The 22,639-nt window shown below is 43.1% G+C and carries 15 protein-coding genes; 6 read left to right on the top strand and 9 right to left on the bottom strand.

All coding sequences use genetic code 11. From position 1 onward, the window contains the following. Window positions 1-30 precede the first annotated feature (30 nt). Entirely contained in the window at window positions 31-2,667 is a 2,637-nt protein-coding gene (locus C9J38_RS13145) for a penicillin-binding protein 1A (protein ID WP_107207491.1), read from the top strand. Between the two features lie 68 nt (window positions 2,668-2,735). Here C9J38_RS13145 and oxyR read toward each other — a convergent pair whose 3' ends face one another. Next, a complete protein-coding gene (oxyR, locus tag C9J38_RS13140) occupies window positions 2,736-3,647 on the bottom strand; it encodes a DNA-binding transcriptional regulator OxyR (protein ID WP_005371846.1) in 912 nt (303 codons plus the stop codon). Between the two features lie 155 nt (window positions 3,648-3,802). Here oxyR and C9J38_RS13135 point away from each other — a divergent pair, with 155 nt between their 5' ends. Next, on the top strand, window positions 3,803-4,531 hold the full coding sequence (locus tag C9J38_RS13135; protein WP_107207490.1) for a glutathione peroxidase: 729 nt from the start codon (window positions 3,803-3,805) through the stop codon (window positions 4,529-4,531). A gap of 153 nt (window positions 4,532-4,684) precedes the next feature. Here C9J38_RS13135 and argH read toward each other — a convergent pair whose 3' ends face one another. From argH to argC, 4 genes are all read right to left on the bottom strand, one after another. Beyond that, window positions 4,685-6,562: an argininosuccinate lyase gene (gene argH, locus C9J38_RS13130; RefSeq protein WP_107207489.1), complete on the bottom strand. Its 1,878-nt coding sequence runs from the start codon at window positions 6,560-6,562 to the stop codon at window positions 4,685-4,687. 92 nt (window positions 6,563-6,654) lie between these two features. Then, complete coding sequence (locus tag C9J38_RS13125; protein WP_045083862.1) at window positions 6,655-7,863, bottom strand: argininosuccinate synthase; 1,209 nt, start codon at window positions 7,861-7,863, stop codon at window positions 6,655-6,657. Between the two features lie 73 nt (window positions 7,864-7,936). Further along, window positions 7,937-8,716, bottom strand: coding sequence for an acetylglutamate kinase (argB, locus tag C9J38_RS13120; RefSeq protein WP_107207488.1), 780 nt, complete (start codon window positions 8,714-8,716; stop codon window positions 7,937-7,939). Between the two features lie 10 nt (window positions 8,717-8,726). After that, entirely contained in the window at window positions 8,727-9,740 is a 1,014-nt protein-coding gene (argC, locus tag C9J38_RS13115; protein WP_107207487.1) for an N-acetyl-gamma-glutamyl-phosphate reductase, read from the bottom strand. Between the two features lie 625 nt (window positions 9,741-10,365). Between argC and ppc the strand changes: the two genes are divergently transcribed. Both ppc and C9J38_RS13105 read left to right on the top strand, forming a co-directional pair. Continuing rightward, window positions 10,366-12,996, top strand: coding sequence for a phosphoenolpyruvate carboxylase (gene ppc / locus C9J38_RS13110; protein ID WP_107207486.1), 2,631 nt, complete (start codon window positions 10,366-10,368; stop codon window positions 12,994-12,996). Window positions 12,997-13,405: 409 nt separating this feature from the next. Beyond that, on the top strand, window positions 13,406-13,969 hold the full coding sequence (locus tag C9J38_RS13105; RefSeq protein ID WP_107207485.1) for a PadR family transcriptional regulator: 564 nt from the start codon (window positions 13,406-13,408) through the stop codon (window positions 13,967-13,969). Between the two features lie 137 nt (window positions 13,970-14,106). Here C9J38_RS13105 and C9J38_RS13100 read toward each other — a convergent pair whose 3' ends face one another. Both C9J38_RS13100 and C9J38_RS13095 read right to left on the bottom strand, forming a co-directional pair. Continuing rightward, window positions 14,107-16,521, bottom strand: coding sequence for a bifunctional aspartate kinase/homoserine dehydrogenase II (locus C9J38_RS13100; RefSeq protein ID WP_107207484.1), 2,415 nt, complete (start codon window positions 16,519-16,521; stop codon window positions 14,107-14,109). After that, window positions 16,521-17,687, bottom strand: a complete 1,167-nt coding sequence (locus C9J38_RS13095; protein ID WP_107207483.1) for an O-succinylhomoserine (thiol)-lyase — start codon at window positions 17,685-17,687, stop codon at window positions 16,521-16,523. The genes C9J38_RS13100 and C9J38_RS13095 overlap by 1 nt, the downstream gene beginning before the upstream one ends. 303 nt (window positions 17,688-17,990) lie before the next feature. On the opposite strand from C9J38_RS13095, the gene metJ reads away from it, so the two are divergent. Beyond that, window positions 17,991-18,308: a met regulon transcriptional regulator MetJ gene (metJ, locus tag C9J38_RS13090; RefSeq protein ID WP_005371859.1), complete on the top strand. Its 318-nt coding sequence runs from the start codon at window positions 17,991-17,993 to the stop codon at window positions 18,306-18,308. Window positions 18,309-18,385: 77 nt separating this feature from the next. On the opposite strand, the gene C9J38_RS13085 is transcribed toward metJ, so the two are convergent. Next, a complete protein-coding gene (locus C9J38_RS13085) occupies window positions 18,386-19,633 on the bottom strand; it encodes a malic enzyme-like NAD(P)-binding protein (protein WP_107207482.1) in 1,248 nt (415 codons plus the stop codon). Between the two features lie 198 nt (window positions 19,634-19,831). Further along, a complete protein-coding gene (rpmE, locus tag C9J38_RS13080; protein WP_105061118.1) occupies window positions 19,832-20,044 on the bottom strand; it encodes a 50S ribosomal protein L31 in 213 nt (70 codons plus the stop codon). A 266-nt stretch (window positions 20,045-20,310) separates the two neighbouring features. On the opposite strand from rpmE, the gene priA reads away from it, so the two are divergent. Next, entirely contained in the window at window positions 20,311-22,512 is a 2,202-nt protein-coding gene (gene priA, locus C9J38_RS13075) for a primosomal protein N' (protein WP_107207481.1), read from the top strand. Window positions 22,513-22,639 lie beyond the last annotated feature (127 nt).

The raw sequence follows: 22,639 nt of genomic DNA, 5'->3' as shown, positions 1-22,639 counted from the left end.
TTAGCACGATGGCGTAACGGGAAATCTCAAGTGAAGTTCATAAAGCGATTACTAATACTTGCATTAATTTGCATAATTCTTGGAGTTGGTACTATTTTTGGCTTTTACCTGTATGTAAAGCCTGACCTTCCAGATGTAGCAACGTTAAAAAATGTCGAGCTGCAAACACCGATGCAGGTGTATAGCGAAGATGGTAAACTGATCTCACAGTTTGGTGAAAAGCGACGTATACCTCTTAAATTAGATCAAATTCCTCTTCTCATGCAGGAAGCTTTTATTGCGACAGAAGACAGTCGTTTTTATGAGCACCCAGGCGTCGATCCTATCGGTATTGCCCGTGCAGCTTTTGTCGTCTTGACATCAGGCTCTGCTCGTCAAGGGGCCAGTACTATTACTCAACAGCTCGCACGAAATTTCTTCTTATCCAATCAGAAGACAATCATGCGTAAAATCAAAGAAGCTTTCATTGCTATTCATATTGAAAAGCTACTGACTAAAGATCAAATTCTTGATCTCTATTTAAACAAAATTTACCTCGGCTATCGCGCTTATGGTGTAGGTGCAGCAGCGCAAGTCTATTTCGGTAAAACCGTTGATCAACTAACGTTATCTGAAATTGCAGTTATTGCGGGCCTGCCAAAAGCGCCATCCACAATGAACCCAATTTATTCCATTGACCGAGCAACAACTCGTCGTAATGTTGTTTTAGGACGTATGCTTGAAGAGGGCTACATCACCAAAGCACAAATGGATGCTGCGCGCGCTGAACCTATAGTCTCTCACTATCATGGCGCAGAAATTCAACTTTACGCACCTTATGTTGCAGAGCGTGCTCGTGCATGGATGGTGGATCGCTATGGTCCGGCTGCATATGAAAAAGGCATGAAGGTATATACGACCATCAATAGCAAACTTCAGCTTGATGCCCAGCAAGCCGCAGTAAACAACCTGCTAAGTTATGACCAACGCCATGGTTACCGTGGTCCTACAGCGGTTCTTTGGAAGCCAGGACAGCCGGCATTAAATGCCAATCAAATTGTAAATAAACTTCAAGATCAGCCTATCTATGGCAAACTTATCCCTGCTGTCGTAACGAAAGTTGATGGTAAAACCGCAGCTATCGTGACTAAAAATGGTGATATTGCCACTATCGATTGGAATGGTATGAAATGGGCTCGCAAATTCCTTTCTGACTCAAGTCAGGGTCCCGCTCCCCAAAAAGCCAGCGACATTCTTACTGCAGGTCAACAAATTTGGGTTCAACATAACCAAAATGTTGTGAGTGATAAAACAGGCGGTGCTACAGTCACCACGAATCAATGGCTACTTAGCCAAGTTCCTGCAGCAAATACGTCTTTTGTTGCAATGTCACCCGAAAATGGTGCCGTGTTAGCAATGGTCGGTGGTTTTAACTACACCCGAAGTAAGTTCAACCGTGCAACGCAATCTATTCGTCAGGTCGGCTCTGGTATTAAGCCATTTATTTACTCTGCAGCCATAGAGAAAGGCTTAACCCTTGCAACTCTCATTAATGATGCGCCAATTACTAAGTGGGATAAGTGGCAAGGTACGGCATGGCGTCCTAAGAATGCTGATGGTAAATACGGTGGTCCAACCCGTGCTCGTATCGGCTTGGCTCGCTCAATTAACGTAATGGCAATTCGTGCACTACGTATTGCTGGGCTGGATTTCACCATTGATTATCTTACTCGTTTTGGTTTTAAACGTGCAGATTTACCTCGCGCAGAGCCTATTGCGCTTGGTGCTGGTAGTTTAACGCCACTGGAACTTGTACAAGGTTACTCTGTATTTGCTAATGGTGGTTATGCTGTTGAACCGTTCTTAATTAACAAGGTTGATAACAATGATGACCAGTTAATTTACTACGCTGATCCTGCCATTGTTTGTAACGATGCATGCCAAGCTAAAAATCCACAAGCGAAGATGCAAGTGGCAATGGCAACTGCTGTTGAAGATCATAAATTCGATCAATCAACAGATACCACAGCATCTACTACGGCAACTAAAACAGTAACTACCACAGCGCCGACTGAAACAGAAAAACCAACGCCGGCAGATCTTGAAAAAGTAATATCTATGCCACCCGTTCGCTACGCACCAGAGGTGATCAGCGAGCAAAATGCGTTCCTTGTACGTGAAATGCTCAACAGTAACATTTGGGGTGAGCCAGGGCATCTATATGGGACAGGCTGGCGTGCAAGAGTACTAAAACGTCATGATATTGGTGGTAAAACAGGTACAACCAATAACGCGAAGGATGCATGGTACACAGGTTATGGCCCAAATATTGTGGCAACGACTTGGGTTGGCTTTGATGATCATCGCCGTGAATTAGGTCGCACTAGCTGGAATAATAATCTGGGTAAGAACCAAACAATCGGTGGTGAGTTCGGTGGTAATGCTGCACAACCTGCATGGATTAACTTTATGCGCCAGGCGTTGAAAAATACCCCAGAGCAAGAAAAGCAAATTCCAAGTGATATTGTAAAAGTGCGTATCGACCGTGCAACAGGTCAACTGTCAAACCGTAATGATGCAAGCTCAATGTATGAGTATTTCATTAAAGGTACTGAGCCGACACGCTCTGTACAGCAAGCGGTATCAGAGCAAAAATTTGATACAGAAACGGCTGAAGAGCTGTTCTAAACGCTGTTACGGATATAAAAAGAGCGCTCATTGAGCGCTCTTTTTTATTTCAGTAAACTAAACAGAGATTATGGCTGAGTATGTTTGGCAAAAACTTCTGGCATTTTTTCTTTGATCACTTCAGCTAGCTTTTCATATCGCGCTTTAAGTGGCGAGCCTGGACGATAGGCTAATGTGATCAAACGCGTTGGCTGAGGATGTTTTGCTGCGATATAACACACCCCATCACGGCAATGCTCTTTCGGGCTTGCTAATTGTGGTAGTAACGTAATGCCACTGCCCGCTGCAACCATGTTACGTAACGTTTCTAAACTGGTGGCTTTAAAGCGACCGTCATCACGCGCGCCTGCTGCAAAACAAAAACCAAGAGCTTGATTACGTAAACAGTGTCCGTCTTCTAGCATCAATAAACTTTCGCCGTGCAACAAAGACATATCAATATCTTTTTCACTCGCCCATTTATGTGTTTCAGGCACAGCTAACATCATCGGCTCATCATAGAGCGGCAACTCAATGAACGGTTCACTTTCTTTTACCGCAGCTAAAATAATGCAATCTAATTTGCCTTCTTCTAACTGTTGTACCAATTGATGAGTTTGCGCTTCATGTAAAAAAAGTTCTAACTCAGGAAATGCTTCTTTCAAACTTGGGATAATTTGCGGTAGAAGGTACGGACCAACCGTTGGAATAAAACCAATATGCAGCGGTCCCGACATACTTTCTCCTTGCACACTAGCAAGTTCTGTAAGTATTTTGACTTCAAGCAACACTTTCTGCGCTTGAGCGACTAAACTCAGACCTGCGTCAGTGAACAATACTCGACGGCTAGTTCTTTCTAATAATGAAACACCTAGCTCATCTTCTAGTTTTCTAATTTGTCCACTTAATGTGGGCTGGCTGACGTAACAGGCTTCGGCTGCTTTACGAAAATGTTTGTGCTCAGAAAGAGCAACAAGATATTCCAGATCACGAATATTCATTAGCATGTCTTATAATAGGATTTGACTATTGAAACCATAGCAGTAAACGATTGGAGCTATCAAGAGTAAAGTTACATAATAACTACAGTAAACGGAGCAAGTGATTAAGCACTCCGATTACATCAGACTCATTTATATTTTTAAGGGATTACATTATGTTCGCATCTAAAGAAGGTCAGGCTGTACCACAAGTTACTTTCCACACACGCAAAGGTGATCAGTGGGTTGACGTAACAACTGAAGATTTATTCGCTAATAAGACCGTTGTCGTATTTAGTCTACCTGGCGCATTTACACCAACATGTTCTTCAAGCCACTTACCTCGTTACAACGAGTTAGCCCCAGTATTTGCTGAGAATGGTGTGGATGACATCCTATGTGTATCGGTAAACGATACGTTCGTAATGAATGCATGGAAAGCCGATCAACACGCTGAAAACATCACTTTCATTCCCGATGGTAATGGTGAGTTCACGAAAGGCATGGGCATGCTTGTTGAGAAAGATGACCTAGGTTTTGGTGCGCGTTCATGGCGTTACAGCATGCTAGTTAAAAATGGTGTTGTTGAAAAAATGTTCGTTGAAAACGAAGAGCCAGGCGACCCATTCAAAGTGTCTGACGCAGACACTATGCTGAAGTACATCGCACCAGAACAAAAGCTACAAGAATCAATTACCGTATTCTCTAAACCTGGTTGCCCTTTCTGTGTGAAAGCAAAACAGAACTTGATCGACAAAGGTCTACAGTATGAAGAAATTATTCTAGGCAAAGATGCGACAACCGTTTCTTTACGTGCAATTACGGGTCGTAGTACTGTTCCTCAGGTATTCATCGGTGGTAAACACATCGGTGGTAGCGAAGAGCTAGAAACTTACCTAGGCTAAGTTTTCAAGTATTGTCTGGATTGTGGTCCAGATTGTTCATCAATTAAAACCTGCAGTTTAATTGGTGAGCCAAAACAAAACCGCAACAACTCTCCAAATAAAAAGCCCTCTGATGAGGGCTTTTTTTGATCTAGATAATTGGCATAGTCATCGTCAAGCAACATTAACCGTCGGAATTCGCTGCTCTTGATCCAATCGCACTTCAAGCGCGACTTCATCACAGGCATGTTGACGCGGACAACGATCGCAATCTTTCATTACCTTTTCTGGCAGTAATGATTTTGATGTCGGGGTAAAGCCACGTTTCATAAAGAACTCAGGAACACGTGTTAGTACAAAGACTTTCTTAATTGCCATTTGTTCGGCTTTTTCAAGCAAGTGCTCAACAATGGCTTTACCTTGCCCTTGTTGCTGCCAACCCGCTTCAACACCTAGCGAACGAATTTCCGCAAGCCCTGAATCATAGACATATAACGACGCACAACCTGTGACGACACCATGATGCTCCGCAACCGCAAATGAGCCAATATCTCGGACTAATTCGTTTCGGTTACGTGGTAGGTTCTCACCCAGCCCCGCCCAGTACACCACCATACCTTCAATCGCATCAAGATCCGTTAAACGAGCACCACGCACTTTCACACTTGGCGAATAACGTTTCTCTAACCTTTTTTCAGCCTGACCAATGGCGTAATCCACTTGATTGGGTGCCACACCACCCAGTGCACAACGCTTATCTAAACACGATTCAATAGTCAGAATTGGATATACATCGTCATCAATTACTTCAGAGAATTGCTTCATCTCCTCAAGTGATAACTCTTCTAGTGCGCAACCTTTAGCAATGGCAGCAACTACAGCAACACCAACAATATGGTGTGCTTCACGGAATGGAATGCCTTTCGCCACTAAGTAATCTGCAAGCTCTGTCGCATTCGAGTAACCTTGCATAGCCGCTTCTAAAGTACGGTCTTTGTTAACCTTGATGCCATCAAAACACAACGCCGCCATTTCCATACAGTCATGCCAACTATCGAGGGCATCAAACAAGCCTTCTTTGTCTTCTTGCATATCTTTGTTATACGCAAGCGGTAACGCCTTCACTGTCATCATCATGCCAGTCATCACGCCATAAACACGACCACATTTACCACGAATAAGCTCTAATGCATCTGGGTTTTTCTTCTGTGGCATCAAAGATGATCCTGATGTCACCGTATCTGCCAGCTCAATAAAGTTAGATTCACCTGAGTTGTAGAAGATCAAGTCTTCAGCCATACGTGATAGATGCAGCATAGAAATAGAAGCGGTAGAAAGCAGCTCCATCACATGATCGCGATCAGATACTGAATCCAAGCTATTACGTGTTGCACGGTGGAAGCCTAAGCTATGCGCCAGCACTTCACGATCAATCGGATAGGCTGTACCTGCCAATGCGCCAGAGCCTAACGGACAGGTGTCTAAACGTTCGAGCGCATCAGTTAAACGAGAATAATCACGCTCAAACATCTCAACATAGGCTAAGCACCAATGGGCAAATGTCACAGGCTGAGCACGTTGCAAGTGAGTGTAGCCCGGTAGAACCGTAGCTTGATGAGCACGGGCGACTGTCACTAACTGCTGCTGTAAGCGGTCTAGCATTAATAGCAATTGCTGACCTTGCTGACGACACCATAATTTTAAATCTGTCGCCACCTGATCATTACGTGAACGTCCGGTATGAAGCTTTTTACCAAGATCACCGACTTTGGCAATCAGCTGTTGCTCGACCCAACTATGAATATCTTCCGCATCTGAGCATAAAATTTGCTCCGGATCTTCCATCACAGCGAGCTTTAGTTCATTCAATGCTAACTCAAGCTTTTGCTGCTCTTGCTCAGTTAATACATCGACCTGACGTAGGGCTTTAGACCATGCGATTGAGCCAACAATATCTTGTTCTGCTAGACGGTAGTCAAAACGCAGTGAATCATTGAATTGTTTAAACCGTGTGTCAGCTGCCTGACTAAAACGTCCGCCCCATAATGCCATGGTACCTCTCCTTTGCTCTACGTATCGACTTGCTTATCTTGTTATGGCGTGATCAAACGGGGCTTAAGTAGGGAGCCCCGTGATTGTTTTGGTTATTTCTTTTGGCTATTTAAAGCACGAATACGACTTGCTAGTGAGTAAAGACGAATGAAACCGCCAGCATGGCTGTGATCATAAACATCATCTTCACCAAAGGTCGCAAACTCTTCAGAATATAAGCTGTTAGTTGAGCGTTTCTGAATCACGGTTGCTTGACCTTTGTACAGTTTAACAACCACTTCACCACTCACATCTTTTGCTAGCTCATCAGCTGCTGCAATTAATGACTGGCATAATGGCGTAAACCAACGACCATCATAAATAAGGTGCGACGCTTTAAGACCTAGCGTTTGACGGAAATCGAACGATTCTTTATCCAGTACGAGCTGCTCAACCGCACGTAGCGCTTCCATCATAATTGTGCCCCCTGGTGTTTCATAACAACCACGAGACTTCATACCTACTAAGCGGTTTTCGACGATATCGATACGACCAACACCATGCTCGATACCTTTTTCATTGAGGTACGTTAGCACGTTGTATGGCGTCATTGCTTCACCATCAACCGCAACCACTTCACCTTGTTCAATCTTAAGTGTTACCGTTTCAGCTTGATCTGGTGCTTGCTCTGGATCTTTTGTCCAAACCCAACACAAATCGTTTGGTGCATTCCACGTATCTTCTAGCACCCCACCTTCTGTTGATACGTGCCAAGCATTCGCATCACGAGAGTAAATTTTTTCAAGCGATGCGGTACATGGAATATCACGCTCAGCAAGGTAATCTAACAGTGCTTCACGACTACGTAGATCCCATTCACGCCAAGGAGCAATCACTTTAAGCTGTGGTGCTAGTGCGGCAAATGCACCTTCAAAACGTACCTGATCGTTACCTTTACCAGTACAACCGTGACATAACGCATCAGCACCCACTTCTAATGCACATTCAACTTGTGCTTTAGCAATAATTGGACGCGCCATTGAAGTACCCAGTAGGTATTTACCTTCGTACACCGCACCAGTTTTTAGTGATGGATAGATATAATCTTTCACCATCTCTTCTTTAAGATCGGCGATATAACAAGATGAAGCTCCTGAAGCCAATGCTTTTTCTTCAATACCGACCAACTCTTCTTCGCCTTGACCCACATCGGCCACGAATGCGACAACTTCACAGTCATAGTTTTCTTTCAACCATGGAATGATAGCCGATGTATCTAAACCGCCAGAATAGGCTAATACAACTTTATTAATCTTGCTCATGTGCTGTTCTCCTTATCAGCCTTGCGGTTATTCCGTTTAGGCGATGTGCTAAATATTGTTAACTTAATTTCAATTACAACGTAAATTTGGTACCGATGCTCTCGCCAGCAAATAGTGCTGTTAATTTTTCAGGGGAACGCCAACTCGCCACTTCAATAGGACGGCCTAGCGCTTTTGCGGCATCAAATGCGGCGCGTACTTTGACAATCATGCCATCGGTGATCACCGCTTGTTCAATTAACGATTCAGCCTCAGCTTCTGTTAACGCTTCAATTAATTGCCCTTCACCATCTAATACACCACTCACATCAGAGAGTAATACCAATTCACCATCAACGGCGGCGGCAACGGCAACGGCGGCTTGGTCGGCATTAACATTCATCAGCTCGCCCTGCCCATCTAAACCAATTGAGCTAATGATCGGCATATAACCCGAAGCCATGATTTGTGTGATCAATGCGCCATTACCCGGCTTAGCGTTACCCACTGAACCTAATTCAGGATCTAATTGCGTCACTTGGCATAAACCCCCATCGGCCAGACTGAGCCCGACTGCTTTTACGCCAGACTTAATCGCCTGTCCTTGAAGTAATTTGTTCGCAGTTCCTGCTAATGCACCAGCAATAACAGCAATTTGATCACTAGGCGTTACGCGTAAACCTTGTTTTTTTACTGTCGGTAGTTGCAGTTTTGTCATTAAGTCATCAACCAAATAACCGCCACCGTGCACTAACATTAATGGACGCTGCGAATTAGCTTGATAATGATCAATCGCCGAAAATAACTTTTCTAAGGTTTCTGTACATGAAAGTACTGCACCACCTAATTTAATGACCAATGGAACCTGACTCATCATCGAACTCCTACACTAAAGCGGTTAATTGTGGGAAACCATTTCGAATATTTATGCACTGCATCGCTTGCGAAGAAGCCCCTTTTAAAAGGTTATCAATCGCTGATGTTAAAATGATATGTTGAGCATCCACCTGCCAACCAATATCACAGAAACAAGTACCCACTACATTTTGCAAACGTGCCGCTTGTGTTCCTAAAAGACGTACCGCATGTTTATCTGCTGTAGATGCATATGCTAGGTTCAATGCTTCCGTTACCTGCTCTAGCGTAACGCCTTGTGCTAGCTTCGCTGTAATCGTTGCAAGAATGCCACGTTTAAAATTGCCAAGATGGGGGGTAAAAATAACGTCGCGACCTAGATGAGTACTGATTTCAGGTTGATGACGGTGGGAAAATAAACCGTAAGCTTGGAGACTTACTTCACAGAAGCTATTTGTCATGGTCGCTTTTCTACCAGCACCAGATACCCCACTGACCGCATTGATCACTGGCCACTGCTCGGTATCAAGTAAACCGGCTTCAATTAATGGTTTAAGCGCTAATTGTGATGCGGTTGGATAACAGCCCGGAACGGCAATTAATTGAGCTTTAGCAATGGCATCATGATTCCATTCAGCTAACCCATAAACCGCTTGTTCAAGCCAATTTGAGTACTGGTGTTCAAAACCATAATACTGGGTATAGAAATCATCACCTTTGACACGAAACGCACCGGATAAATCAAAAACCTGACACCCTTCGTTAAGGAAACTAGCAGCAAGGTCATGGCTGACTTGGTGGGCTGTGGCAAGTAAGACAACATCAGCATTTTTAGCAATATCACTTGGACTGATTAACGGTTGTAACGGTAAATCAACAATGCCTTTCAATTGACCATGCAAATCACTTAACGGTTTACCCGCATCAAGGCTATTTTCAGAAACAAATAAACCCGCAAGTTCTAAATGAGGATGCTTAACCACCATTTTCGCAAGTTCTGCACCGGTATAGCCACTTGCACCGATAATTAAAGTCTTTAACATTACAAATTCCATTTTTAGTCTAATGATTGTTGTTACCGTTTAGGCGCAAAACTGGCTTGAGTCTTTATTTTTCGCAGCAGTAACGTGTAACAAGGAGTGCTGAAAACAGCAAATATGAGGGGCGCATACGCACCAAGCGAATATGACTTAGCGTCGTCGGAAGGTATGAGTAAAAAGCTTCGCTTGGTTCATGTTAAAACATCCTAAATTAACAATGGAGACCCGGCATTCCTTGCTCAGGTTACGGCTAAATAAAGCAATAAATTATTCGTTTGCGTTGCATTTATATGTTTACTGATTAATTAACGTACTGTCAACAGAAAAGCCTTAAAAACCTCACTTTCGCCATCCTTTTCAAAACTTTTTATTCATCTTTTTGTAACATTTTCATCATTCATCGATTTGACATCAGTTTGAGACAATATTATTACTAACTGTTATTTGTTAGCAAACGAGCAATAATGAAACAAAATTACAGACTTCAATCGCATTTATGACCAAAATCAAAGTAGAGTGGTTTTAACACTTATAAATGTAATGATAGTTGACCTCAAAGTGAGATCACGGCTAGATTGTCTGTTAGAAGTTTAAATTGGATGTAACTAAATTACGAGATGGATGCGATATGAATGAGAAATACAGCACGTTAAAAAGTAACGTAAGTATGCTAGGCCACCTGCTTGGTAATACCATTAAAACGGCACATGGTGACGAACTGTTAGATAAAGTCGAAACTATTCGTAAACTATCTAAATCAGCACATTCTGGTAGTGAAGAAGATCGTGCAAAGCTTATCGATGAGCTACAGAACTTACCCGATGATCAATTACTTCCAGTTGCTCGCGCCTTTAGCCAATTCCTAAATCTCACGAATATTGCAGAGCAATACCATACTATCTCTCGTCAATGTGAAACCACACTATGCAGCCCTAATGCACTCGATGAGCTATTTAATAAGCTGACCGATAATGACGTCAATCAGCTTGATTCTATTGAAGCGGTTCGTGAACTAAATATTGATTTGGTGCTAACAGCACACCCAACAGAAATCGCCCGACGTACCATGATTCACAAATTGGTACAGATTAATAAATGTTTATCTCAATTAGAACTTAGCGAGCTATCAACCTCTGAACGCGCGCGTATCGAACAGCGCCTAGAACAGCTTATTGCCCAAGCATGGCACTCCGATGTTATTCGTCAGCAACGCCCAACCCCGATTGATGAAGCCAAATGGGGCTATGCCGTTATTGAAAATTCACTATGGCAAGCTGTACCAGAATTTCTTCGCCTATTTGATGAAAAATTACAGCAACATCTTGGCGAAGCCCTACCTCTTGACGCATCACCTGTCACCTTCTCATCTTGGATGGGTGGAGACCGAGATGGTAACCCATTTGTTACCTCGAAAGTGACACGTGAAGTGCTCGCTTTATCACGCTGGAAAGCGGCAGATCTTTACCTCAATGATATTCAAGAGTTAATCAACGAATTATCCATGACTCAGTGTAACGAGACGGTGCGGGAGCTTGCAGGCGAAGAGCATGAACCTTACCGCGCGATTCTAAAGCAACTACGTAATAAGCTGCTTCACACTCGTGACAATCTTGATGCGAAGATTCATGGTCAAAAACCCGCCTCCGATATTATTATTGAAGATATTGCAGAGCTGTGGGATCCACTGTATGCGTGTTACCAATCATTGCATGAGTGTGGCATGGCTATCATTGCTGATGGTCTACTGCTTGACACATTACGTCGCGTTAAATGTTTTGGCGTACACTTAGTTCGTTTAGATATTCGTCAAGAAAGTACTCGTCATTCAGATGTAATTTCAGAGCTTACTCGTTACCTTGGACTGGGTGATTACGACCAATGGAGCGAGCAAGATAAAATTGCTTTCCTTGTTCGTGAACTATCATCAAAACGCCCACTCCTTCCTCGTGATTGGGAGCCATCGGCAGAAGTTAAAGAAGTCATTGAAACCTGTAAAACTATTGCTGATCAATCCCGTGAAGCATTAGGTTCATACGTCATTTCAATGGCGCGAACGGCCTCTGATGTACTTGCTGTTCACTTACTACTGCAAGAAGCGGGCTGTCCATTTAGAATGGATGTCTGTCCATTATTCGAAACCCTTGATGATTTGAATAATGGTGCAGATGTGATTGAGCAACTACTGAATATTGACTGGTATCGTGGCTTTATTCAAAACCACCAAATGGTCATGATCGGCTACTCAGATTCAGCTAAAGATGCGGGTGTAATGTCTGCAGGTTGGGCGCAATATAGCGCAATGGAAAAACTGGTTGATGTTTGCGAACAAGCTGGCGTTGAAATCACCCTATTCCATGGCCGTGGCGGTAGTATTGGTCGTGGTGGTGCACCAGCTCACGCTGCACTGTTATCCCAACCACCACGCAGCTTAAAAGGTGGCTTACGTGTAACCGAACAGGGCGAAATGATCCGCTTTAAGTTAGGTTTACCAGAAGTCGCTATCAATAGTTTAAGCCTTTACGCGAGTGCAACACTGGAAGCTAATCTACTTCCGCCTCCAGCACCTAAACAAGAATGGCGTGAACTGATGGATGTGTTGTCTGAAGTCTCTTGTGAAGCTTATCGTAATGTTGTACGTGTTGATCCTGAATTTGTTCCTTACTTCCGTGCTGCGACGCCTGAACTTGAATTAGGTAAACTGCCTCTTGGTTCTCGTCCAGCGAAACGTAACCCGCAAGGTGGTGTAGAGAGCTTACGTGCGATCCCATGGATTTTTGCATGGAGTCAAAACCGCCTATTGCTACCCGCATGGCTGGGTGCTGGTGAAGCTATTCAGTATTCAATCAACAACGGCCACACGAAATTGTTAGAAGAGATGTGCCGAGAATGGCCTTTCTTCTCGACACGTCTAGGTATGCTTGAAATGGTTTACACCAAAACCAATATAGGTATTGCTAAATACTATGACGAGCGTCTAACAGATGAATCTCTATGGCCATTAGGTCAAAAGCTTCGTGATCAATTAGGTAAAGATATTAAGGCCGTATTAACGGTTGAAAATAGCGATCACTTAATGGAACAAGACCCTTGGGGCGCAGAATCAATTCGATTACGCAACATTTATGTTGAGCCTCTTAATATGCTACAAGCAGAACTGTTATATCGAACTCGACAACAGGAAGAGTTGCCTCCTGCACTTGAAGAAGCCTTAATGGTTACTATTGCTGGTATTGCAACAGGTATGCGAAATACTGGATAGCAAATTGCAATAATTAATAAGGGTCATTTGATGACCCTTTTTTTTCCCGTTATTTATCGATATGTTAAGAAAAATCTTTTTTGTCTCAATATTGATACAGCATAAAGTTTCTTAACAGAGCTATGATAGTTATAACTTCGATATGAGCAATGATGTATAAGATTGTTTAAGCCTTTAATGGTGCGAGTGATTTTTCGCTATCGAAGTAAGGTCACAAGATAATAAATTTGCAAGCCCGTACATCAGATATTTCATCTTGATGTATCGATATTAAGCAAATTAATGATATTGTATGCGGTCTCAACCGAACTATAAGATATTAAGATTATAAATAAAAAACGCCATTACGAAGCGTATGTAATCTAGTTCAGTTGTTATTTTTATTTGACGTATTTAACGGATAGAAGAGATGTCACTACCACACGTAATTTTAACCGTGCTGAGCAACAGAGAAGCAACGGGTTATGATATAACTAAAGAGTTTTCTCATAGTATTGGCTATTTTTGGAAAGCGAGTCACCAACAGGTGTATCGTGAACTGAATAAGATGGCGACTAATGATCAAGTAACATGTCGACTTGAGCCTCAAGAGGGTAAACCTGATCGTAAAGTCTATGCCATTACAGATGCCGGTCGCCAAGCACTCTTTAATTGGTTTGAAGAACCTGCACGTAATCCCACAACTCGCGATGAGTTCTCAGCAAAGCTGTTAGTTTGTGGTGTTCACAATTCAGAGCCAATGCAAAAGCAACTTGCTGCATTGATCGATGAATCTCAAACACTGATCGGCCATTACAAAGAGCTAGAAAAAATTCATTTCAGCGATTATAAGTCAATGGACCGCCAACAACGCTTAGATCGTTTAACACTTCGTCGTGGTTTACATAACCGCCAAGCTTGGATTGACTGGGCTGAAGAAGTGCTTATTGAGCTAAAAGATATGGACAGTAACGGCAGCCCTGTTGCGCTGTAGTTCTTTATCTCTCTCATAAAATAAATAAACCGCAGTTTACTGCGGTTTATTTTTTACGACAGAAACCAGTCGCAACGCTGCTTTTAAATATAAAAAGCCCGCTAACAATAAGCGGGCTTTAAAATTTTATCAAACCGTTACAGTAAACAGGCCAGACGATTTATATCTGATAATAATGCACCAGCAGTTACATCACGCCCCGCTCCAGGTCCTCGAATCACTAACGGATTATCACGGTACCAATGGCTTTCAATGGCAAAGATATTATCGCACGGAAGCAAATTAGCTAGCGCGTGCTCTTGGGGTAAAGCTTCAACACCAACATAAGCGTTGCCATGGCGATCTAAACGAGCTACATAACGCAGCACTTTGTCTTCCTCTCGCGCACTTTCTAATCGCTCGGCTAAAATCTCATCGAGCACTTGAGTTTGTTCAAAAAACTGCTCAACAGATAATGCTGCAAGTTCGCTTGGGACTAAGCTTTCAACTTTAACCTGTTCAGGCTCAATTTCTAGGCCTGATTCACGGGCTAATATCACGAGCTTACGCATCACATCACTGCCATCTAAATCATGGCGAGGATCAGGTTCAGTGAGTCCTTGTTGCCACGCTTGTTCTACTAACTCAGAAAATGGCACGCTGCCATCATACTGTTGGAACAACCAAGACAAGGTGCCTGAGAAAATACCAGAAACAGCGATGATCTGATCGCCACTCTCTCGTAAATCACGGACAGTATGATTCACCGGAAGCCCAGCACCAACCGTCGCGTTATACAACCAATGACGGCTACTTTTCGCAAACGCATCAATCACCGCATGATAATCTTTACTGCTCGCGGAACCCGCCACTTTATTGGCTGAAATTAAGTGCAAACCGTGTTCTGCTATTTCTGCATAACGCTTTGACAGCTCGGAACTTGCAGTGACATCAAGCACAATCACATCGTCATAATCAGCACTCGCAAGATGAGAGAAAAGCGCACCCTCTTGATACTCTATGGCTTCTTGTTCAAATTGTGTCAGTGCTAGCGAAGGATCGATACCTGTAAAGTTCATCCAACAACGACGACTATCGAGTACCCCTATTAAAGTAAAACTTAAACCATGACGTTTTTCTAACGCTGATTTCTCTCGGTCGAATAATTCAAGCCAACGGGTGCCAATATTGCCTTTACCACAAAGTACTAGCCCTACTCGTTTTTGAGCTTGAAAGAGCGCTTGGTGAATATCACTAACCAAGCTTTCAGTTTCGACATGGCGCAATACAGCAACCAAACTTAATCCCGAATCCGCTTCTGTCATAAACTCAACCGGTAAGCCTTTTAACTGCTGATAAAAGCCATGACAGTGGATAGGGTTATTGATCACCCCAGCGCCCACAGCAGCAACCATTGAGAAGCCTTCTCGCAACCGTAATTCGGCAGGTGTTCCGCTATCTTGCAGTAAATTTAATACGTCATTCACTACCTCTCGAGTATAAGCCAACATAATACGGCCTTTACTCTGCTCTAGGCTTTGCGCTAAAGGTGCTAATTGATGGCGCGACAATAAACGCTCAACGTCTTCGCGTACATGTTGAACATCCATACCTCGTGGTACATCAACTTCAATCAAACACACATCATCAAGCGAAGAGACAATTTTTGCCCCTCGACCCGATGCCAGAACACGCTCTACTCGCGTAGAACCTGATTCAGGTTGATGACTACAACGCAATGTTAAATCTATCGCACTTTGTGCCACAGGTTGTAATGTACGGCTATGCAAAACAGGGGCAGCAAGACGAGCAAGCTCATTGGCTTCATCTAATCGTAATAACGGTAATAAACAGGCATCGCTAACTTTACGTGGATCAGCACTATAGACTCCAGCCACATCACTCCAAATCGTGACTCGAGAAACATCTGCTAATGCACCAATGATTGTCGCAGAATAATCTGAACCATTACGGCCAAGTAAAACGGTTTCCCCTTGCTCATTTTGAGCCATAAAGCCTGTGATCACTAAGCGGTGATGGCTATGTTGTGCAAACTGCTGTTGTAATAATGGCTTCGACGATCGGCTATCGACTTCTGGCTGTGCGGCATGTTCGGCACGTAAAAATAACCGAGAATCCAAATCTGTGGCGGGTAAGTCACGCTGGCACAGTAATGCCGCTAATAATCGCGCAGACCATACTTCACCATACCCTTGAATGGTGCCTCGAAGTGCTGGGCTAATAGGGCTTTCACCATAACGAGCAATGGTTGATAAATCATCATGTAGTAATTCAATCAAACGTTCTGCTGTCGGCGAATAAAGCAAAGACTCAATTAATTGTTGCTGATAACTGCGGACAGATAACAAGGTTTCATGGGCTTGACGACCATCTTTTTCTAATTGCGCTAACCATAATATAAGTTGGTTTGTTGTCTTTCCCGCGGCTGACACAACAATTAAATCTTCATTGTTTGAATACTCCGCCAGAATATCCGCTACTCGGCGATAGCACTCAGGATCAGCTAAGCTACTACCGCCAAATTTATGTAATTGGCGTAATGCTTTTGTCATTAGTGAGCCTCCGCCGCGAGTTTAAAGGCTTGATCAAGATCTTCTATTAAATCACTAGGGTCTTCAAGACCAACCGAAAGACGTAATAATGAGGTGGTGATCCCCGCTTCTGCCTGTGCTTCATCTGACATCGCACGGTGAGTCATACTTGATGGATGCGCAATTAAGCTTTCAGTGCCACCTAATGATTCTGCTAGTGAAAACAGCTTTAACTCTTTTACAAACACTTCAAGTTGGGTTTGATCACCCGCAAATTCAAAACTCATCATAGAGCCAAACCCTTTTTGCTGGCGCTTGGCAATCTCATGACCAGGATGTGATGGCAGACTTGGATGATAAATAGTACCCACCATCGCCTGTTGCTGAAGATAATCAAGTACTGCTACACCATTCTCTTCATGCATTCTCATACGTGGTGATAAGGTACGTAGACCTCGCAAAGTTAGATAAGCATCAAATGGTGCGCCAGTAGCACCAATACAGTTTGCCCACCACGCAATGGTTTCTGCCATTTCCGCATCTTTAGAAATCAGCACCCCACCCACCACATCTGAATGACCATTGAGGTACTTGGTTGTTGAGTGAACAACAAAGTCAGCCCCTAATTCAATTGGCTGTTGTAGTAGCGGCGATAAGAAAGTGTTATCAACAGCAACAAGACAACCCACGGCTTTTGCTTGCTGACACAGCGCCGCAATATCAATCACACGCACTAATGGGTTAGACGGCGTTTCAACCCAGATTAGTTTAGGTTTTTTCGCTAAAGCCGCTGTAAGTGCTTCTTGATCCGATTGGTCAACGAACTCAACCTTAAAGTCACCTTTATTGGCACGAGTATTAAATAATCGATAGGTACCGCCATAACAATCATGCGGCGCAACAATCAAATCATCAGGACCTAATAATGCAGTAACCAATAAATTCATCGCAGCTGTACCACAACTGGTTACCACACCACCCGCACCGCCTTCCATCTCACTAAGCGCGTCAGCTAACGTATTTCTAGTTGGGTTACCTGAACGAGAATAATCATATTGCGGTACTTCGCCAAAAGCTGGAAAGCTATAGGTCGACGTTAAATAAATAGGAGGAACAACAGCATTATATTGAGAGTCAACATCAATACCGGTTCTTACTGCAATTGTCGCCAGTCGCTTATCACTCATACAAACATTCCTTGTCGGGGCAGGATTTAACCCAAGATAATAAATTTATAACAACTTTAACCACTACAAAACAAGACGTCAACACATCTGGACGTCTATATGTCTTTGCTTATGGCAGTAAATCCCGCTAAAATTCAGCCATAACAAAATAATGGTAACAACCTTACTGTAATTTTTCTGTTCAATACGGGACAAAACCGCGATGTTCACGTAATATCGCCGCCCTACAATCCCCGTTGCTAACAGAAAATGTTGATTCCTGTTACCACCATTATTAACCCAATATCGCTGAGAAGGTAAAACATGGCAAAGTGGAATGGCGAATATATTAGCCCTTACGCGGAACACGGTAAGAAAAATGAACAAGTAAAAAAAATTACTGTTTCGATTCCATTAAAGGTGCTTAAGATTCTGACTGATGAACGTACTCGTCGTCAGGTGAATAACCTTCGCCACGCAACAAATAGTGAATTACTTTGTGAAGCCTTTCTGCATGCCTACACAGGTCAACCGCTTCCCACTGATGATGACATTCGTAAAGATCGCCCAGACGATCTACCTGCAGAAGCAAAAGCATTAATGGACGCAATGGGCATTAGCTACGAAGACATTAATGAATAATTATTGCAGTACTATGTCTACAAAAAAACCAGCCTAACAGCTGGTTTTTATTTTTTGTCATCAATAGAATAGCGCGATTACACTTCCATATATCCCATTGGCATCTCAATACGCGCGACACCTGAATCAATGGCTGCTTGTGCAACTGCTTTTGCGACACGCGGTAATAAACGTGGATCCATCGGTTTTGGAATAATATATTCTCGGCCAAATTCAAGCTGTGATACACCCGCAGCCTCAAGCACACTTTGTGGTACTGGCTCTTTCGCTAACTCTCTAATTGCATGAACGGCTGCTAATTTCATTTCATCATTAATTTGACTTGCACGCACATCCAATGCACCGCGGAAAATAAACGGGAAACACAGAACGTTATTTACTTGGTTAGGATAATCAGATCGTCCCGTTCCCATAATTAAATCATCTCTAACTTGATGAGCTAATTCAGGCTTTATTTCAGGATCAGGGTTAGAGCAAGCAAATACAATAGGGTTTTCAGCCATTAGTGCTAGCGCTTCAGGTGGTAATAAATCAGGGCCTGATACACCAACGAAAATATCGGCTCCCGCAATCACATCTTCTAATGTGCGCTTATCGGTATTGTTAGCAAATAGCTGCTTATATTCATTTATATCATCACGGCGAGTATGAATAACGCCTTTACGATCGAGCATGTAAATTTTTTCACGTTGCGCGCCACATTTGATCAAGAGCTCCATACACGCAACAGCAGCAGCCCCCGCACCTAAACACACAATCACCGCTTCACTAATATCTTTGCCTTGTAACTCTATGGCATTGAGCATACCAGCAGCGGTGACAATAGCCGTACCATGCTGATCATCGTGAAACACCGGAACATTACAACGCTCAATTAAGCGCTGTTCGATCTCAAAACAATCTGGCGCTTTAATATCTTCTAAATTAATACCACCAAAAGTATCGGCAATATTTGCGACAGTATCAACGAACTCATCAATAGTGCGATGTTTGACTTCAATATCAATCGAATCAATACCTGCAAAGCGCTTAAAAAGTAATGATTTCCCTTCCATAACAGGCTTAGAAGCTAACGGGCCTAAATTACCAAGACCTAAAATAGCGGTGCCATTGGTGATCACCGCAACTATATTCCCTTTTGCGGTATATTTGTAAACGTTATCAGGATCTTGAGCGATTTCCCTTACGGGCTCAGCAACACCTGGGCTATACGCTAAAGCAAGATCTTCAACCGTATTTGCTGGCTTTGTCAGTGCAACGGCTATTTTTCCAGGAGTAGGAAGGGAATGGTAATCTAGAGCTTGTTGACGAAAATCTTCGGTCATAGTGATATTTGAGCCTCAACGCTGACATTTATAATGGCAAATTACATCTATGTGTAATTCGTATTTGTTATTAAATCATATGCCATTAAGTATTAATTTCCCAGCTGATAGCTAACAGTTATTCTTCACATATTTTATTGAGACATAAAAAAAGGGATGCTTTCGCATCCCTTTTTTCTAAATTCATCTGGCAAGTAATTACTTGCTAGTAAGCGCACCGAAACGCTTGTTGAATTTGTCAACACGGCCGCCAGAACTAACTTGACGTTGCTTACCAGTGTAGAATGGGTGGCACTTGTCGCATACATCAAGGTTGATGTCTTTACCCATAGTAGAGTTAAATACGAAAGTGTTGCCACAAGAACAACGTGCGTTTACTGCTTTGTACTCAGGATGAATACCTTGTTTCATGGGATAACCTCAAAATAAAGGCCGTGTCGCTCTCCCGATCCAAAGCCGGGCACCACACGTCGTTAAAAAATAGCTTGTCACATTATGTGACAAATCAGGCGGCGTATAGTAATCAATCATCCCGCGGAGATCAATACAGATGCCGATTTTTCACGCGTAATTTCTTTGTACCACACCGCGTTCTTCACCTATCAGACTTAACAGCACTTATCGAGTATCACTTGGTCTGGTATTATTCAACACAAGCTCAATGACTGCAGTAAATTATGATCCCGAATATCGCTCGAGTCGCTCTCCCTATTCCCCTAGATAAAACCTTTGATTATTTAATCAAACCCAACGACCTACCTATTGTCGGCGGGCGTGTGCAGGTTCCTTTCGGGCGTCAACGTTTAATAGGTATCGTTACCGCACTGACAAATAGCTCTGAGTTTCCTATCGAACAACTAAAAGCTATTCAAAAAGTCATTGATAAAGCACCACTGTGGATGCCGCCATTATTTGATTTGCTCAAATGGGCTAGTCAGTATTATCAGTACCCACTTGGCGATACGCTGGCTAATGCAATGCCGGCATTATTGCGAAAAGGACGTGAAGCCTCACAAACCACCCTGAAATTTTGGGCATTAACAGAAGCGGGAAAATCACAACCGCTAAATGGCCTAACCCGCGCGCCCAAACAAGCCCAAATACTGCGTCTACTACAAAACGGAGCTGTCAGTCATGATGCACTATTGAGCGAAGAAGTGAGCTCTACGACCTTAAAAACGTTAGCGAATAAAGGCTGGATCATTGAACAACAGCAACAACCCAAAAGCCAAAACTGGCAGAAACAGTTTTCTGTTACTGAAGAAAAACCACGTTTAAATGAAGAACAAGCGTTAGCAATTGCCACCGTGAATAGTAACCCTGAGTTTGGCTGTTATCTTTTAGAAGGGGTAACGGGCTCAGGCAAAACAGAAGTATATCTTAACTTGCTAGAGCCGGTGCTTGCCGCAGGTAAACAAGCACTCATCTTAGTACCTGAGATTGGCTTAACCCCTCAGACGATTAACCGCTTTCGCCGTCGTTTTAATGTGCCTTTAGAAACGGTTCACTCAGGGCTAAACGACAGCGAGCGTATGGCTGCATGGCTTGCAGGTCGAGATAATCAAGCGGGGATCATCATCGGGACGCGATCTGCATTATTCACCCCCTTTGCAAACCTTGGCATCATCATTGTCGATGAAGAACATGACGCGTCTTATAAACAACAAGATAGCTTACGTTATCATGCTCGCGATCTTGCCGTTATGCGCGCCAATAAAGAAAACATCCCGATTATTTTAGGCTCTGCGACACCAGCATTAGAAACCTTACATAATGCGAAAACAGGTAAGTATCATCATTTAACCTTAACTAAACGTGCGGGTAACGCCCAATTGGCGCGTCATGGCGTGATTGATGTTAAAGGTCTATATCTTGATGCTGGATTATCTGCACCACTTATCGCTGAGATGCGTAAACACTTAAATGCGGGTAATCAGGTGATGTTATTTCTTAATCGTCGTGGTTTTTCACCTGCGATGATGTGCCATGAATGTGGTTGGATCGCCGAATGTCATCGTTGTGATGCTTATTACACCTTACACCAGCAATCTGGAGAACTGCGTTGTCACCATTGTGCAACTCAGCGTCCCATCATGCCGCAATGTGAGCAATGTGGTTCGACTCAATTATTGCCCGTCGGTGTCGGTACAGAGCAATTAGAAAATCAACTCGCCACCCTATTTCCTGAATTTAAGACGGTGCGCATTGATCGCGATAGCACGCGTCGTAAAGGGGCTTTAGAAAACTATCTCGAAGCAATTAAAAATAATGAGTATCAGATTTTAATTGGTACTCAAATGCTAGCAAAAGGACACCATTTTCCAAATGTCACTTTAGTCGCCTTAATTGATGTTGATAGCGCACTGTTTAGTAACGATTTCCGCGCATCCGAACGTTTAGCACAATTGTTTATTCAAGTTGCAGGACGCGCAGGACGTGCGAGTAAACCGGGCGAAGTGTTATTGCAAACTCACCACCCAGAGCATCAACTATTACAATCATTGCTTCATAAAGGCTATGGCGTTTTCTCACAAACCGCATTAGTTGAACGCCAGCAAGCTATGTTACCGCCCTATACTCACCTTGTCTTAATACGGGCGGAAGCGAATGACAGTGATACTGTTTGCCAACTATTACAGCAAATCCGTGGCATTTTTGAATCCAGCCCCGTTTATGATCAAGATTGCTGTGTATTAGGGCCAAACCCCGCTCCTCTTGCCCGTCGTGCTGGACGTTATCGTTGGCAATTAATTTTACAAACCCCTAATCGCAAAACCTTGCAACAGATACTCAGTATTGCCAAGCCTGCAATTCAATTACTGCCGTTAGCAAAAAAAGTACGTTGGTCGATTGATGTAGAGCCACAAGATTTAACTTAAGACCAACAATGCGACAAAACTCACATAGTGAATGTAATTTATGCTATTTGAGGCATGTTTAATCCCGTGTATACGCTCTACAATATCAATAGTATTGACTAATATCAGTCATTTACTGCTTCGCTGG

It is taken from the genome of Photobacterium sp. GB-210 (assembly GCF_003026075.1).
In the GTDB taxonomy this organism is placed as follows: Bacteria; Pseudomonadota; Gammaproteobacteria; order Enterobacterales; family Vibrionaceae; genus Photobacterium.
The sequence above is the reverse complement of the archived record's forward strand: the minus strand, read 5'-3'. Positions and strand labels throughout refer to the sequence as shown.